The sequence below is a fragment of the Aurantimonas sp. HBX-1 genome, assembly GCF_021391535.1.
GTDB lineage: Bacteria > Pseudomonadota > Alphaproteobacteria > Rhizobiales > Rhizobiaceae > Aurantimonas.
The window spans coordinates 359,832-375,352 of the sequence record NZ_CP090066.1; the positions used below are offsets into that span (position 1 = coordinate 359,832).

Sequence of the window (15,521 nt, forward strand, 5' to 3'; positions counted from 1 at the left end):
CGCAGTGCCAACTGGAATGGGTGGGAAGCGCAGCGACGCCTGCTTCTCTGAGTCGCTAGCAGCAAGGAGCTGCTCGCGAAGCCTAGAGACGATGGACCGCAGTGGGATAGTGATCGTTGGCCGCTCGCTTGTAGTCTCGGCGAGCTCCGTCCGAAGCCGCAATTGCCCTGCGTGGAGATCGACAATCAGCTTCGTGCGTTCAAGTGCGGGCCACGGCGATTGGTTACACAGCGCGAACAGCGGTACGGCGATAGGCGCCAGGGCGCCGACGCGAACCGCCATTTCGACTGCAAGCTCCCGAATCACCGCAACGGCGACCAGGTCGCCTGAAGTAAAGCAAGGACTGTGGCCACGTCCTCGTCGCAGCGGACTGAGTGCCTTCTTCCAGTGGCGATAGGTTTCCGGAGCAATCGATATCGCGCTGCGCAACTGACCGGGGGTATAAAGAATAGTCACAAATTAGCTCACGATCTTGTTGCGAACAACAAGATACCTCGTCTCTCTTCCCGAGGCAAGAATTATTGGCGAGCGATAGCCGGCCATTTACTGGCGGATCGGCTGTGCCCGCTTCAAGCGACTAGTGAGGCAAGCCCGATAACGCAGATGGGCACTGACCGCCCCCTGTCTCCCCCCGTCCCGCGCCCTACGTCGCCGGAAAACCGGAGACAGCATGGTCAAGCTCAACAGGATCTACACGCGCACCGGCGATGCCGGGGAGACCGGGCTCGGCAATGGCGAGCGGCGGCTGAAGTCGGATCTTCGGGTCGAGACCTACGGCACGGTGGACGAGCTGAACGCGGTGATCGGGCTGGCGCGCCTCTCCGCCGACGCGGCGCTCGACGCGATGCTGGCGCGGATCCAGAACGAATTGTTCGATCTCGGCGCGGAGCTGGCGACGCCGCTGACCGGCGAGCCGCTCGGCTACGAGCCGCTGAAGATCATTGCCTCGCAGGTCGAGCGGCTGGAGCGCGAGATCGACGCGATGAACGAGCGGCTGGAGCCGCTGAAGAGTTTCGTGCTGCCGGCGGGCTCGGCGGCGGCGGCGCATCTGCACCTGGCGCGGACCGTGGCGCGGCGGGCCGAGCGGCTGATGGTGGCGCTGGGGCGGGTCGAGACCGTCGAGGCCGTGGCGCTCGCCTATGTCAACCGGCTGTCGGACCATCTGTTCGTCGCCTCGCGCATCGCCAATGACGACGGGCGGGCGGACGTGCTCTGGGTGCCGGGGCAGAGCCGCTAGGGCGCGGCGGGCCGGGACGCCGGTCGGCGGTGCCGGGCGGGCGGCGCAGGGCGCGGCTTCGGGGGCGGGCCGGCGGGGTAGGTGCCCCTGGGCCGCGGCGGCGGGGCTTGAAAGATGCGGGCCGGGGCGTCACTAAGCCCGCAGACCGGCACGCCGCTTTGACGATTACGTAAGAATCCGATATCGCGTCGGGCAGATATCAGGCCGCGGCCGCGGCGTTCGCGCCCGGCCGACGCGACCCGCCCGAGCGGCGGGGCGAGCAAGGGAGAGCGTACCCATGAAGGTCCTCGTCGCCGTCAAGCGCGTGGTCGACTACAACGTCAAGATCCGGGTCAAGCCGGACGGCACGGGCGTCGACCTCGCCAACGTCAAGATGAGCATGAACCCGTTCGACGAGATCGCCGTCGAGGCGGCGATAAGGCTGAAGGAAGCCGGCACGGTGAGCGAGATCGTCGCCGTCTCCGTCGGCCCGCAACAGGCGCAGGAGACGATCCGCACGGCCTTGGCGATGGGCGCCGACCGCGGCATTCTGGTCAAGACCGACCAGCCGACCGAGCCGCTCGCCGTGGCGAAGATCCTGAAAGGCGTGGTCGAGGAGGAAAAGCCCGACCTCGTCATCGTCGGCAAGCAGGCGATCGACGACGACTGCAACCAGACCGGCCAGATGCTGGCGGCGCTGCTCGGCTGGAGCCAGGGCACCTTCGCCAACAGAATAGAGATCGCCGACGGCCGCGCGGTGGTGACGCGCGAGGTGGACGGCGGGCTGCAGGTGGTGGACCTCTCGCTGCCGGCGATCGTGACCACGGATCTCAGGCTCAACGAGCCGCGCTACGCCTCGCTGCCGAACATCATGAAGGCGAAGAAGAAGCCGCTCGAGGAGAAAACGCCGGAAGGCTACGGCGTCGACATCGCGCCGCGGCTGGAGATCGTCCGGACGGCCGAGCCGAAGGGCCGTGACGCCGGCATCAAGGTGGCGAGCGTCGACGAGCTGATCGACAAGCTGAAGAACGAAGCCGGCCTGCTCTGAGCGCCCTTCCAGGAGATCATCCGATGACCACGCTTCTCATCGCCGAACACGACAATGCGGTCCTGTCGGACCAGACGGCCAAGACGCTGACCGCCGCTAGCCAGCTGGGCGGGGACGTGCACGTGCTCGTCGCGGGCTCGGGCTCGGCCGCCGTGGCGGAGGCCGCCGCCAAGCTCGCCGGCGTCGCCAAGGTGCTGCATGCCGACGCCGAGGTTTACGCGAACGGCCTCGCCGAGCCGCTGGCGGACCTCGTGGTGGGGCTCGCCGGCGGCTACGACGCCATCGTCGTGCCGGCGACCACCGGCGGCAAGAACGTCGCGCCGCGCATCGCCGCGCTGCTCGACGTGATGCAGGTCTCGGACGTGACGGCGGTCGAGGGGCCGGATACGTTCGTGCGGCCGATCTATGCCGGCAACGCCATGCAGACGGTGAAGTCGCGCGACGCCAAGAAGGTGATCACGGTGCGCACCTCGGCGTTCCAGGCGGCGGGCGAGGGCGGCTCGGCGCCGGTCGAGACGGTGGCGGCGGCGGGCGATCCCGGCCTGTCGCGCTTCGTCGAGGACAGACTCGCGCACAGCGAGCGGCCGGAGCTGACCAGCGCCAAGATCATCCTGTCGGGCGGGCGGGCGCTCGGCTCGAAGGAGAAGTTCGAGGAATATCTCCTGCCGCTCGCCGACAAGCTGGGCGCGGCGATCGGCGCCTCGCGCGCCGCGGTGGACGCCGGCTACGCGCCGAACGACTGGCAGGTCGGCCAGACCGGCAAGGTGGTGGCGCCCGACCTCTACATCGCCGTCGGCATCTCCGGCGCCATCCAGCACCTCGCCGGCATGAAGGATTCCAAGGTGATCGTGGCGATCAACAAGGACGAGGAGGCGCCGATCTTCCAGGTCTCCGACTACGGCCTGGTCGGCGACCTGTTCCAGATCCTGCCGGAGCTGAAGGACAAGCTCTGACGCGGCTTTGACGGGGTTCCGGCGCCCCGATAGGTTGGCGCCGGGGCGCCGAGAACGGGAATTGCGGATGGACAAGGGCATCGAGACAATCGGCATCGTCGGCGCCGGGCAGATGGGCGCGGGGATCGCCCATGTCACGGCGCTCGCCGGCCACGCGGTGACGCTCTACGACATTTCCGAGGAGCGGCTGCAGGAGGGGCTGAAGCGGCTCGACGCCTCGCTGGAGCGCAAGCTCGCCTCGCAGAAGATCACCGCGGCGGAGCGCGACGCGGCGTTCGCCCGCGTGACGACGACGACCGACCCGGCGGGGCTCGGCGGCCTCGACCTCGTCATCGAGGCGGCGACCGAGGACGAGACGGTCAAGCGCAAGATCTACCGCGAGATCTGCCCGCATCTCTCCCCCGAGACGATTCTGGCCACCAACACCTCGTCGATCTCGATCACCCGGCTCGCGGCGGCGACCGACCGGCCCGAGCGGTTCATGGGCATCCACTTCATGAACCCGGTGCCGGTGATGATGCTGGTCGAGCTGGTGCGCGGCATCGCCACCGGCGACGCCACCTTCGAGGCGGCGCGCGGCTTCATCGCCTCGCTGGAGAAGACCATCACCGTGTCGGAGGATTTTCCGGCCTTCATCGTCAACCGCATCCTGCTGCCGATGATCAACGAGGCGATCTACGTGCTCTACGAGGGCGTCGGCTCGGTGGAATCGATCGACACGGCGATGAAGCTCGGCGCCAACCACCCGATGGGCCCGCTGCAGCTCGCCGACTTCATCGGCCTCGATACCTGCCTGTCGATCATGCAGGTGCTGCATGACGGGCTGGCCGATTCCAAGTACCGGCCGTGCCCGCTGCTGGTGAAATATGTCGAGGCCGGCTGGCTCGGCCGCAAGACCGGCCGCGGCTTCTACGACTATCGCGGCGAGACGCCGGTCCCGACACGGTAGGAGGGGCGGCTGCTCAGGAACTGCGATTGGCATCTTTGGATGCGCGCGTCTGTTATCGGCCGCGGGGCCGTCTACCAGCGAAGGGTCTGCGCCCTGCCTCCGTCAGCCATTCTAGGCACGAGGGCGGCCCCAGCGTGCCAATTGGTCGCTTGCTCAATGCGGTATTTGCGATGAGGCAACTCACAAAGATGAAGCTTGCTTCCCACGGCGCGCACCTAAGTTCCTAGGGCAGAAGAGTTGATCCACTTGTGCTGATGAGCTTTGCCCGCCCTGGATGCAGTGGCGGCAACGTTATAGGTCCCAAGGAATTTGATCGCTTCATGACTTTTACAACTGAGCCATAGCATTCGCCTGCGATGACAAATGGCGTAGTATGACTCGCATCGACGCTAGGCCCAAATTTGCTCGTCCACCGACCATCACTTCGCTGCCTGGCAACATGCGTCGGAAGTTCATCCTTGCAGTAAATCGCTATTTTAGTGAAGCCACGCTCAAAGTGTTCTCCGTCACATATAATAAATCCGATCATCTCAAAGAAAAGAATAAACGATTCGACCGTGTCTTCTCGTCTCAGATCGTGCGGCCAGGACATTGTCTGGTCTACATCTGGCCATATTACGTGGTGTGTGTCGCAAGCCGCCCATGCAATGCAATTATATTCATTTGTGGAGTCGCTTTCAGCTTTCCAATTATGAGGCGTCTGATTCGGAAACCAAGATTTCATTCTTCACGACGCCTTTACCCTTTGCCCATGCCACCCAAGCTTGAGCCATCTCATTAACGCGACCTCTAGATTCAACTGGAACGGGATCAGATTGGTTAATGCGCTTAAGCAAAGGAAATATAAAAGGAGACGTCTCGCCTTTCATGAGAAGCTCTATAAGGATTGGACTCACGCGCTTCCCCATCTTTTGTAGACACGAGAAATTACTATTCCTCGTTATCAATGACAAGGAGGAATGGTATTTTGTCTCTTCCTTTAGATCGCGAACTAAAGAGAAGACCTCTTTTCTCAATATTTCTTTATAAACAATACGAAAAAGCTTTGGATCGTACTTTGGAGTCGGCACCCTAGTGATCCGCTCTCTTTTTCGGCGCCTAATATCAGCTTGCGTCCAGTATGTAGGTGGAGAAGCGCGCTGGCGTGTCTCCTTTTGTATGAGGACTTCCTCGGCTGGTCGATATAACCCTACTGGATTACTATGAACCAGATACATTATCGTTCTCCCTGGCCTCCGCAGCGGCAGCGTTATCTAAAACTTTACTTAACCAGTCTCTAAGACTTTCAGCTACGGTTCTGGAAAAAACTAGATCGATCTCCAGTTCCCGTACTATTCCTCCTCGTGAATCTTCATTGACAACCTTACCTAAGTTGCCATCCTCCGAAATAGCATATTCTACCTCTCGGGGGATAGCTGGACGTTCGCTATAAACACAGGCGTGGACGAAACCGCCTGGAGTCATCCCTCCTAGCGCTCCGTCGACATGAGCTACCCTAAACAAGTTGCTCTTTATATTATGGAATTTGATGGTTTCATCTATGTCATTAGATTTCATTGGAGACCTGTGGAGCCAGAGCGGTATGGGATGATCATTTTTAGGGTGCTAACATACTGGTCATACCCGCGCACCCCATTCCAAGGAGACCTGCAGTCCGACGGCGACGCCCTGTCCCTTGATCTCGTTGAAGATGCCTTCGTCTCGTCGCGGAAATAGGGCAGCGCAAGTCCGGCTAGGGAGCAGGGATCCTTTCGGATGTAACGATGATAGAGCTTCGATCCGAGCAATCAGACTGAGGCTTCGTAACACAAGCGCAACCCAGTTAAGTACGCGCCTCGGCCCTTCAATTTTTTGGAAGGTCTCGATATCCTCTGACCGCATAAAGGCATTCTGCGTACGTGTCTAAGATCCACTTTCGATCGGCGTGCCGCCTACCGTCAGTAGCGTTGGGGAAGAAGACCATCTTTTCGGTGCCAGCTATCATCTGCAATAGCTTGTAGGAGACCTCTTCAGGGGAGTTTTCGCCGATATGAACGATCGCTGCTTGGTCTGCCATTGCGGTTTCTCCCGTTGCACATAATCAACCTACCTCAACGGTTTGGTGCGTCAATTTATATTTTCTTCTTTGCAACTTCGAGCTGTAATATGAAGTATATTATTCTTGAATTTTGAGCCGCTCTTGGTGTGCGCTGTGCTGATCACGCCCCCGCCTCGCTCTCCCGCACCACGTCGAGCAGCCGCACGGCATCCGGGCTCGCCCAGGCGGCGGGGCCGTTGATGGCGGCGCGGGCGCAGCCGTCGGGGCCGACGAGGAGGGAGATCGGCAGGCCGAAGGCGACGCCCTGGCCCTTGAGGTCGTTGAACACGCCCATCGTCTCGTCGCGGAAGAAGGGCAGGGCGGTCAGGCCGGTCTCGGTGTAGAAATCCTTCGGCTTCTGCGGGTCGCCCATGTCGACATTGATCGGCACGACGGCGAAGTCCTCGCCGCCTTCGTCGCGCTCCAGCGCGTCGAGGGCCGGCATCTCCTCGCGGCAGGGGCCGCACCAGGTGGCCCAGAGATTGACCAGGAGGGTGGTGCCGGCGAAGTCGGCGAGGCTCGCCGCGTTGCCGTCACCGTCCTTGAAGGCGATGGCGGAGACGTCGAAGGGCGTATCGAGCGGCTGCACCGCCGCGACCTCGCCGCGGGCGTTGGCGTCGAGCGCGGCCGACAGCGTCTCGTCCAGCGGGCAGTTCGCCGCGACTTCGTTGCCAGACCGGGTTTCGCTCACGTATAGGACGGCTCCCCCCGCCGCGACGCCGCACAACAGCGCCACTGCCGCGACGAGACCCAGCCGCCGCCCGTTCGAAGCCTTCGGTGTTTCGTCGGACATGTCGTCGAGAGCCTTTCGGGATTCCATGAGCGATAAGATCAGCAACGAGATGTGGGGCGGTCGTTTCGCCTCGGGGCCCGCCGCGATCATGGAGGAGATCAACGCGTCGATCGATTTCGACAAGCGTCTATATGGCGAGGATATCGACGGTTCGAAAGCCCATGCGGCGATGCTGGGCGCGCAGAAGATCATCACGGCCGAGGATGCGGCGCTGATCCGCGACGGGCTGGAGACGATCCGGGGCGAGATCGCCGACGGGAAATTCGCCTTCTCGCGGCAGCGCGAGGACATCCACATGAATGTCGAGGCGCGGCTCGCCGAACTGATCGGGCCCGCCGCCGGGCGGCTGCACACGGCGCGCTCGCGCAACGACCAGGTGGCGGTGGATTTCCGCCTGCACGTGAAGTCGGCGCTGGCCTCGCTGGCCGAAGCGCTGGAAGCCTTCATCGCGGCGCTGCTCGACAAGGCCGACGCGCATGCCGGCACGGTGATGCCGGGCTTCACGCATCTGCAGGTGGCGCAGCCGGTGACCTTCGGCCATCACTGCCTCGCCTATGTCGAGATGGCCTCGCGCGACCTGTCGCGCTGCCGCGACGCGCTGGAGCGGATGGACGAATGTCCGCTCGGCGCGGCGGCGCTCGCCGGCACCGGGTTTCCCATCGACCGCCACGCGACGGCGGCGGCGCTCGGCTTCCGCGAGCCGACGCGCAACTCGCTGGATTCGGTCTCGGACCGCGACTTCGCGCTGGAATTCCTGTCGATCGCGGCGATCTGTGCGACCCATCTGTCGCGGCTCGCCGAGGAGATCGTCATCTGGTCGACGCCGCAATTCGGCTTCATCCGGCTGTCCGACGCGTTCTCCACCGGCTCCTCGATCATGCCGCAGAAGCGCAACCCGGACGCGGCGGAGCTGGTGCGGGCGAAGCCCGGCCGCATCAACGGCGCGCTGATCTCGCTGCTGACGGTGATGAAGGGCCTGCCGCTGACCTATTCGAAGGACATGCAGGAGGACAAGGAACAGGTCTTCGACGCGATCGACTCGCTGTCGCTGGCGCTGGCGGCGGCGACCGGCATGGTCCGCGACATGACGGTGAACGTCGAGGCGATGCGCCGCGCCGCCGGCCACGGCTATGCGACGGCCACCGACCTTGCCGACTGGCTGGTGCGCGAGGCCGGCCTGCCGTTCCGCGAGGCGCATCACGTCACCGGCCGGGCGGTGGCGACGGCCGAGGCGCAGGGCGTCGGGCTGGAGGCGCTGCCGTTCGAGGCGCTCCACGCCATCGACCCGCGCATCACCCGGGACGTCTATTCGGTGCTCGGCGTCGATGCCTCGGTGGAAAGCCGCACCAGTTTCGGCGGCACCGCGCCCGACAATGTCCGGGCGCAGATCGCCTACTGGCGCGGGCGTCTCGGCAAGACGGCGCGATAGTCGCGCCCGGGTGGTGATTTCTTCGGCGGGAACGGCTATCACGGCGGTGGCTCCACAATCGGCAGCGGACAGCGCGGGCATGGGCGACATGACGGATCGATCGAGGCGGGCGACGGCAGTCGCCGTGGTCATGGCGGGCGCGGCGCTGCTTGGCGGCTGCGGCGTGAAGAACATGCCCGTGGCCCCGGCATCCGAGGGCGAACCGGTCGTCGTCACCGACGGCGAGGCCGGCGCCGGCACCGGCCGGACGATCCTCGGCAGCGGCAGCAGCGCCTCCACCGTCAGCAGCCAGCGCATCTCGGCCGTCCAGGACGACAATATCGTCAGCGCCGCCGAGGTCACCCGCAACCCGGCTTCCGCCGGCTCCAGCTTCATCCTCGACCCGCTGCTGAACTGAGCGCCGCCGGCCCTCCAGCCTCCCGCATATCCGTGGCGACATGAATCATTTCGAGATCAGGGACGGCGCCCTCCACGCCGAGGGCGTGCCCGTGGAGCGCATCGCGCACGACGTCGGCACGCCGTTCTACTGCTATTCCTCCGCGACCTTGACCCGCCACTACGAGGTGTTCAGCCGGGCCTTCGCCGACATCGACGCGCTGGTCTGCTACGCCATGAAGGCGAACTCAAACCAGGCGGTGCTGGCGACGCTGGCGCGGCTCGGCGCCGGCGCCGACGTCGTCTCGGGCGGCGAGCTGCTGCGGGCGCTGCGCGCCGGCATCGCGCCCGAGAAGATCATGTTCTCGGGCGTCGGCAAGACGATCCCGGAGATCGACCTGGCGCTCGCCGCCGGCATCTTCTGCTTCAACGTCGAGTCCGAGCCCGAGCTGGAAGTGATCGCCGCCCGCGCCGAGGCCGCCGGCCTGACCGCGCCGGTGTCCTTCCGGATCAACCCGGACGTCGACGCGCGCACCCACGCCAAGATCTCCACCGGCAAGAAGTCCGACAAGTTCGGCATCGCCTTCGACGACGCGCTCGGCATCTACGACCGGGCGCGGGCGCTGCCGGGCATCGCGGTGTGCGGCATCGACATGCATATCGGCAGCCAGATCATCGACCTCGAGCCGTTCGACCAGGCCTTCGAGCGGCTGGCCGGGCTGGTGCGGCAGCTGCGGGGCGCCGGCCACACCATCAGCCATGTCGATCTCGGCGGCGGGCTGGGCGTGCCCTACCGCCGCGACAACGCGCCGCCGCCGGAGCCGACCGCCTATGCCGAGATCGTCAAGCGCCACGTGCGCGACCTCGGCTGCCAGGTGGTGTTCGAGCCGGGCCGGCTGATCGCCGCCAATGCCGGCATCCTGGTGACCCGGGTGCTCTACGTGAAGGAGGCCGGCGACAAGGTCTTCGTCATCGTCGACGCGGCGATGAACGATTTGGTGCGCCCGACGCTCTACGACGCCTGGCACGACATCCACCCGGTGATCGAGCAGCCGGACGGCGCGCGCATGGTCGCCGACGTGGTCGGCCCGGTGTGCGAGAGCGGCGACTTCTTCGCGCGCGACCGCGACCTGCCGCGGGTGAAGGCCGGCGACCTCGTCTATCTCTCCTCGGCCGGCGCCTACGGGGCGGTGCAGTCGGGCACCTACAATTCCCGACCGCTGATCGCCGAGGTGCTGGTCCGGGACGACGATTTCTTTGCGGTGCGGCCGCGCCAGACGATCGACGAGCTGATCGCCCTCGACCGCCTCCCGCCCTGGCTCGACGACACCGCGTGAGCGGCGCGTCGGCGGGGTTCACAGATGCGTCACCCGCCTCGTCTTCGCCGTAAAAACGGTTAAGGTTCTCAGGTCTTACGAGGAACGAGAGCTGGCCATGACGCAGGACGACCGGCGCAAGGACTTCCCGCGGCCCGGGCGTCTCGCCTTGACGCGCAAGCTCTCGGCCGCGGCGCTCGTCGTCGAGCGCGCCTGGCCGCTGGTGGTGGCCTTCGCCTGCCTCGTCGCCTTGTTCCTCACCCTCTCCTGGTTCGGCCTGTTTGCCGCGATGCCGTTTGCCGCGCGCGTCGGGGTGCTGGCGCTGCTCGCCGGGCTGGCGCTGTTCGCGCTGTGGCACAGCCGCCATCTGCGCTGGCCGGGCGCGGCGGAGGTCGACGCCCGCATCGAGCTGGTCAGCCGGCTGCAGCACCAGCCGCTGCGCACCCAGGACGACCATGCCGCGACCGCCGATCCGTTCGCGCTGGCGCTGTGGCGCGAGCACCAGCGGCGCATGGCGGCGCAGCTGCGCCATCTCAGCGGCGGCTCGCCGCGCACCCGGACCGAGCGGCTCGACCCGTTCGGCCTGCGCGCGATGGTGGCGCTGCTGTTCGTTACCGCCTTCGCCTTCTCGTTCGGGCCGGGCGGCGGCCGGGTGGTCGACGCGTTCGGGGCGCTCGACGTGCCCGGCGCGGTGACAGCGCGGGTCGATGCCTGGGTGACGCCGCCGACCTATACCGGCAAGGCGCCGGTGTTCCTGACCGAGGCGGGGCCGGCGCGTGACGGCCCGGTGGTCGTGCCGGAGGGCAGCGTGCTGTCGGTGCGGATCTCCGACGCCACCGCCGCCGACCTCAGCTTCACCCCGGCGCGGGACGGCGCCAAGGCGGTGACGGTCCCGCCGGTGGGCGCGGAAATGGACGAGGACGAGGCCGATGCCGCAGACGCGGCGGCCGGCGAGCCGAGTGAGGCCACAAAGGTTGCCGAAGCCGCGCCGCCGCCGGCCGACGGCCCGCGCGAATTCGTCTTCACGCTCGAGGAAAGCGGCGCGGTGGCGCTCGCCACGGCGTTCTCGACCATGGGGCGCTGGACGTTCGACGTCACCGAGGACCAAGACCCGCTGATCGCCTTCAAGGAGGATCCGTCGGTGGCGCAGAACGGCGCGCTGCAGCTGGTCTACACGGTCAGCGACGACTACGGCGCCCGCAAGGGCGAGGCCGAGATCGTCGTCGAGGAGGACAGCATCGCGGAAGGCGCGCGGCCGCTGGTGGCGCCGCCGGAGATCAACCTGGCGCTGCCGCGCCGGGCGCGCGAGCCGAGCGAGGGGCGCACCAATGCCGACCTCACCGAGAGCCCCTATGCCGGGGCCAAGGTGGCGATGACGCTGGTGGTGACCGACGACGCGGCGCAGACCGGGCGGTCCGAAACCAAGCGGCTGACGCTGCCGGAGCGGCGCTTCAGCAATCCGCTGGCCCGCGCGGTGATCGAGCAGCGGCGGCTCCTGGCGCTCGACGCCGATTCGGTCGACCGGGTGGTGGAGATGCTCGACGCGGTGATGCTGCGCGGCGAGGAATTCATCGAAAGCCCGGCCGACTATCTGGCGCTGACGGCGGTGCGGACCCGGATCGCCACCGCCCATGACGACGCGGCGCTGCTGTCGGCGGTCGACTTCATGTGGGAGATCGCGCTCGGCATTGAGGACGGCAACCTGTCGCTGGCCGAGCGCCGGCTGCGCGACGCGCGCGAACAGCTGGCGGAGGCGCTGGAGAACGGCGCCACCGACGCCGAGATCGACGCGCTGATGCAGGAACTGCGCGAGGCGATGCAGGAATACATGCAGGCGCTCGCCGAGGCGATGCAGAACCAGCCGCCGATGAACCAGCAGCAGCTGGGCGACGTCCAGGAGATCCGTCCGCAGGACCTCGAGCGGATGATGGACCGGATCGAGGACCTGGCGAAGTCCGGCTCCAAGGATGCCGCGCAGCAGCTGCTCTCGGAGCTGCAGCAGATGATGGACAATCTGCAGGCGATGCGCCCCGGCCAGCAGCAGCAGGGCGGCGAGCAGAACGCCATGCAGGAGCAGATGAACAAGATGGGCGAGCTGCTGCAGCGCCAGCAGCAGCTGATGGACCAGACCTACGATCTCGGCCGCCAGCAGATCCAGCGCCAGCAGCAGCAACAGCAGGGCCAGCAAGGCCAGCAGGGCGAGCCGCAGCAGGGCGAGCCGGGCCAGCAGGGCGAGCCGATGACCGCCGAAGAGATGCAGGAGATGATGAAGCAGCTGCAGGAGCAGCAGGGCCAGCTGCAGGAGGAGCTGCAGGCCATGCAGCAGGAGCTCGAGGGCATGGGCATGGAGCCCTCGGAGGGCTTCGGCGAGGCCGGCGAGGCGATGGGCGAGGCGGAAGGCGCGCTCGGCGAAGGCAATGACGGCGAGGCCGTCGGCCAGCAGGGCCGCGCCATGGAGGCGATGCGCCGCGGCGCCCAGGACATGATGCAGCAAATGCAGCAGGCGATGCAGCAGGGCCAGCAGGGCCAGCCCGGTCAGCCGGGGCAGGGCCAGATGGGCCAGGGCTTCAACGGCATGCAGCAGCGCTCGGGGCGCGACCCGCTCGGCCGCCAGCGCCAGACCCAGGGCCCGGATTTCGGCCAGGATGTCGGCGTGCCGGACGAGATCGACACGCAGCGGGCGCGCCAGATCCTCGACGCCATCCGCGAGCGTCTCGGCGACAGCCTGTCGCCGCAGCTGGAGCGGGAATATCTGGAGCGGCTGCTGCAGACGCCCTGAGGCGCCGCAGCCGCCGTGCCATCAGGCGCACGGCGTGTCGGGACTCGGCGGGAAGCGGGGCGGCCGGCGGCTCAGGCGCAGCGGCGGGCGGCCATCGGCAGGATCGCCTCGGCCTCGTCCGGGACGCGGCCGTCCTCGCGCTCGGCCAGGATGCGGCCGACCTCGCGGCGCAGTTCGGCGATGCTGAACGGCTTCTCGACCACGCCCTCGATGATCGCGGCGAGATCGTCGGCCGATTCCTTCTGCTCGGCATAGCCGGTCATCAGCAGGATGGGGAGTTCCGGCCAGGCGGCGGCGATCTCGTGGGCGAGCTCGATGCCGGTCATCGCCGGCATGCGGATGTCGGACAGCACGAAATCGAAGCCGCCGCTCTCGGCGGTGAGCGTCTCGAGCGCAAGCTCGCCGTCCTCCACCGCGACCACCTCGTGGCCTTCGAGGCCAAGCGCCCGCGTCACGAGCAGGCGGACGCCCGGATCGTCTTCGGCAACCAGTATTCTCGCCACGCCAGTCTCCTGCAGGTCGTCATAGCCGTGCGCGCATCAACCCTCAGCCTACGGCATGGGACTGACCTGGAGCTTAACGGATGGGGGCATTCTTCTCGAGTTCATCTAAGAAGCCGCCTTGCAGCAAAACTGGAGTAGGAAACCATATGTAACAGCAGGGATAATACCAATATCGCAGAAAAAATTAGCAAACTCGCAAGCATATCTATATCCATGTTAAACATGTATAACATGTAAATATATATTATTACCTCGGAAAGCACGAATACAATTGAGCTGATAATGACAATGTACCAATAATCTCGACCGAATGGCGAGGTGTGCTCTCGATGGATAAAATATCTAAGAGTTACATAAGATGATGATGCCGCTACAAAGACGCTGATAGCGGAGCCGTTCGCCGGGATGGCCGGGAAAATAGTGAAAATGCCGAAAATCGCACATCGGATAATTACCAAAGAAAATAGATACGTCAGGCCATACCGGAAGAGCTCTGCTGACGGCATTCAAATCTTCCTTCTACATTATCCATCGGATAATCCGCCCGCGAAGGTCGTCGGCGCCTATATCATAGTAAGTAATTGCGAGAGCAACAGGCCCTGTCGTGGGTCGACCTACCCTTCATCTGCGACCTCTATTTTTGTCGTGACGCTCCCCAGACGATCGCGTCCTCAATCGAAATGCTGCGATCGTCTAGTCCGGTATTGCTGCTGCCGGCAACTTGATAAAAGGGGTGACTATTCCACCACCTTGCCGACGAAGGGCAATTCGCGGAAGGCGTGGGCGACGTCCATGCCGTAGCCGACGACGAAATAGTCGGGGCAGTCGAAGCCGACATAGTCGGCCTCGATAGCGGCCTGGCGCCGCATGCGCTTGTCCAGCAGCACGGCGATCTTCACTTCCTTCGCGCCGCGCCCCAGCAGCATGTCGCGGGCGAAGCTGATGGTGCGGCCGGATTCCAGGATGTCGTCGATCAGCAGGACGGTGCGGCCCTCGACCGGGCTCTCGACGTCGCGCAGCACGCGGATCTTGCCGGGCTCGGTGCCGGCGCCGTAGCTCGACAGGGTGATGAACTCGACCTCCGGGGCGAGGCCGGTGAGGTGCATGGCGCGGATCAGGTCGGCAGCGAAGACGAAGGAGCCCTTCAGCACCGAGACGACGAGAAGGTCGGTGGTCGGCGTCGCGGCGATCTCCCAGGCGACGCGCAGCACCTCGGTGGCGATGCGCTTCTCGTCGAACAGCGTCTCGATGCTCTTGCCGCGGACGGTGATCACAGGCGGCCCGCCGCGAAGTCGACGGCGATGATGCCGCCGCTACCGGCGCGCACGGCCAGCGCCGAGAGGAACTGCACCGACTGGCCGGCGCCGAGCTCGCCGATGCCGGCGCGCAGCGGTTTGACCTGGCGACTGCCGTCAGGGGCGGTCATGACGATGTGCATCAGCGGAACCTCGGCGGAAGCGGCGGCGACATTGGCGAGTCGCCCGGCGACCGTCAGTACGGCGCCGTCGCCGCGCGGCGCAAGGCTGGTCTCGACGTCGCTGAGGATCACGCCGCCCGCCGGCGCCATGACCAGCGGCGCCGCCACCGGGGCGGCCGCCATCCAGAGCAGCAGCACGGGCAGGGCGAAGACCCCGACGAGAAAGGCGGTGGCGATGGCGGCGGCGTCGCGCAGCCGCAGCGAGCGGGCATGGGCGATGACGGCGCGGGCGGCGCCGCCGGGCAGCGGCCGGGCGCCCCGCGGCGGCAGGCTCTGCCAGAGGAGGTCTGGCGCCGCGGTCCGGGGCTCGTGGCGCCGCGGGGCGGCCGGATCGACCGGCGCGCGGCGGCCGAAGGCGGCGCGGCTTTCGCCGTCATCGGCCGGGGCGGCAAGGCTGAGCCGGGCCGCTTCCAGCTCGGCGACGGATTTTTCCCGGCGGATGCGTGTCGTCACCTCGGCCGTTCCCTCGATCACCCGGGCAGGGGCGGCGGGGTCGGCATTTCGGCGGCCTGCGTCCGGTGCGGGCGAGGCTCGGCGGAACTCGGTCATCGCATCCTCCGGGTCATTCGCTTCAGAAACGGGTAAGGAAACATGCTTAACAAACGG

The 15,521-nt window shown here is 65.9% G+C and carries 13 protein-coding genes; 8 read left to right on the plus strand and 5 right to left on the minus strand.

Features of this window, described 5'->3' with window-relative positions:
- The first annotated feature begins 670 nt into the window (after positions 1-670).
- The 4 genes from LXB15_RS01665 to LXB15_RS01680 all read left to right on the plus strand — a co-directional run bounded on the left by LXB15_RS01665 (position 671) and on the right by LXB15_RS01680 (position 4,166).
- Positions 671-1,237, plus strand: a complete 567-nt coding sequence (locus tag LXB15_RS01665; RefSeq protein ID WP_233950566.1) for a cob(I)yrinic acid a,c-diamide adenosyltransferase — start codon at positions 671-673, stop codon at positions 1,235-1,237.
- A gap of 277 nt (positions 1,238-1,514) precedes the next feature.
- Entirely contained in the window at positions 1,515-2,264 is a 750-nt protein-coding gene (locus LXB15_RS01670) for an electron transfer flavoprotein subunit beta/FixA family protein (protein WP_233950567.1), read from the plus strand.
- 23 nt (positions 2,265-2,287) lie between these two features.
- A complete protein-coding gene (locus LXB15_RS01675; RefSeq protein ID WP_233950568.1) occupies positions 2,288-3,217 on the plus strand; it encodes an electron transfer flavoprotein subunit alpha/FixB family protein in 930 nt (309 codons plus the stop codon).
- 67 nt (positions 3,218-3,284) lie between these two features.
- The gene (locus tag LXB15_RS01680; RefSeq protein WP_233950569.1) at positions 3,285-4,166 is read left to right on the plus strand and encodes a 3-hydroxybutyryl-CoA dehydrogenase; all 882 of its coding nucleotides are present in this window, start codon (positions 3,285-3,287) and stop codon (positions 4,164-4,166) included.
- Between the two features lie 2,198 nt (positions 4,167-6,364).
- Here LXB15_RS01680 and LXB15_RS01685 read toward each other — a convergent pair.
- Positions 6,365-7,036, minus strand: a complete 672-nt coding sequence (locus tag LXB15_RS01685; protein ID WP_233950570.1) for a TlpA disulfide reductase family protein — start codon at positions 7,034-7,036, stop codon at positions 6,365-6,367.
- A gap of 25 nt (positions 7,037-7,061) precedes the next feature.
- Between LXB15_RS01685 and argH the strand changes: the two genes are divergently transcribed.
- The 4 genes from argH to LXB15_RS01705 all read left to right on the plus strand — a co-directional run bounded on the left by argH (position 7,062) and on the right by LXB15_RS01705 (position 12,935).
- A complete protein-coding gene (argH, locus tag LXB15_RS01690; protein WP_233950571.1) occupies positions 7,062-8,465 on the plus strand; it encodes an argininosuccinate lyase in 1,404 nt (467 codons plus the stop codon).
- Positions 8,466-8,544: 79 nt separating this feature from the next.
- On the plus strand, positions 8,545-8,862 hold the full coding sequence (locus LXB15_RS01695; RefSeq protein WP_233950572.1) for a hypothetical protein: 318 nt from the start codon (positions 8,545-8,547) through the stop codon (positions 8,860-8,862).
- A 40-nt stretch (positions 8,863-8,902) separates the two neighbouring features.
- A complete protein-coding gene (gene lysA, locus LXB15_RS01700; RefSeq protein ID WP_233950573.1) occupies positions 8,903-10,177 on the plus strand; it encodes a diaminopimelate decarboxylase in 1,275 nt (424 codons plus the stop codon).
- A 97-nt stretch (positions 10,178-10,274) separates the two neighbouring features.
- Entirely contained in the window at positions 10,275-12,935 is a 2,661-nt protein-coding gene (locus LXB15_RS01705; RefSeq protein ID WP_233950574.1) for a TIGR02302 family protein, read from the plus strand.
- Positions 12,936-13,006: 71 nt separating this feature from the next.
- Here LXB15_RS01705 and LXB15_RS01710 read toward each other — a convergent pair whose 3' ends face one another.
- The 4 genes from LXB15_RS01710 to LXB15_RS01720 all read right to left on the minus strand — a co-directional run bounded on the left by LXB15_RS01710 (position 13,007) and on the right by LXB15_RS01720 (position 15,464).
- Positions 13,007-13,438 carry a response regulator gene (locus LXB15_RS01710; protein WP_233950575.1) on the minus strand — a complete coding sequence of 144 codons (432 nt, stop codon included), beginning with the start codon at positions 13,436-13,438 and terminating at the stop codon, positions 13,007-13,009.
- 101 nt (positions 13,439-13,539) lie between these two features.
- Entirely contained in the window at positions 13,540-13,944 is a 405-nt protein-coding gene (locus LXB15_RS21050; RefSeq protein WP_370640151.1) for an ABZJ_00895 family protein, read from the minus strand.
- A 231-nt stretch (positions 13,945-14,175) separates the two neighbouring features.
- Entirely contained in the window at positions 14,176-14,712 is a 537-nt protein-coding gene (gene hpt, locus LXB15_RS01715; protein WP_233950576.1) for a hypoxanthine phosphoribosyltransferase, read from the minus strand.
- Positions 14,709-15,464: a hypothetical protein gene (locus LXB15_RS01720; RefSeq protein WP_233950577.1), complete on the minus strand. Its 756-nt coding sequence runs from the start codon at positions 15,462-15,464 to the stop codon at positions 14,709-14,711. The genes hpt and LXB15_RS01720 overlap by 4 nt, the downstream gene beginning before the upstream one ends.
- Positions 15,465-15,521 lie beyond the last annotated feature (57 nt).

What these genes read in the sequence shown, in the direction of transcription:
- LXB15_RS01665 (WP_233950566.1), top strand. Translation starts at nt 671, where the DNA reads ATGGTCAAGCTCAACAGGATCTACACGCGCACCGGCGATGCCGGGGAG.
- LXB15_RS01695 (WP_233950572.1), top strand. Translation starts at nt 8,545, where the DNA reads ATGGGCGACATGACGGATCGATCGAGGCGGGCGACGGCAGTCGCCGTG.
- LXB15_RS01685 (WP_233950570.1), bottom strand. Translation starts at nt 7,036, where the DNA reads ATGTCCGACGAAACACCGAAGGCTTCGAACGGGCGGCGGCTGGGTCTC.
- LXB15_RS01675 (WP_233950568.1), top strand. Translation starts at nt 2,288, where the DNA reads ATGACCACGCTTCTCATCGCCGAACACGACAATGCGGTCCTGTCGGAC.
- LXB15_RS01720 (WP_233950577.1), bottom strand. Translation starts at nt 15,464, where the DNA reads ATGACCGAGTTCCGCCGAGCCTCGCCCGCACCGGACGCAGGCCGCCGA.
- argH (WP_233950571.1), top strand. Translation starts at nt 7,062, where the DNA reads ATGAGCGATAAGATCAGCAACGAGATGTGGGGCGGTCGTTTCGCCTCG.
- lysA (WP_233950573.1), top strand. Translation starts at nt 8,903, where the DNA reads ATGAATCATTTCGAGATCAGGGACGGCGCCCTCCACGCCGAGGGCGTG.
- LXB15_RS01670 (WP_233950567.1), top strand. Translation starts at nt 1,515, where the DNA reads ATGAAGGTCCTCGTCGCCGTCAAGCGCGTGGTCGACTACAACGTCAAG.
- LXB15_RS01680 (WP_233950569.1), top strand. Translation starts at nt 3,285, where the DNA reads ATGGACAAGGGCATCGAGACAATCGGCATCGTCGGCGCCGGGCAGATG.
- LXB15_RS01705 (WP_233950574.1), top strand. Translation starts at nt 10,275, where the DNA reads ATGACGCAGGACGACCGGCGCAAGGACTTCCCGCGGCCCGGGCGTCTC.
- LXB15_RS21050 (WP_370640151.1), bottom strand. Translation starts at nt 13,944, where the DNA reads ATGCCGTCAGCAGAGCTCTTCCGGTATGGCCTGACGTATCTATTTTCT.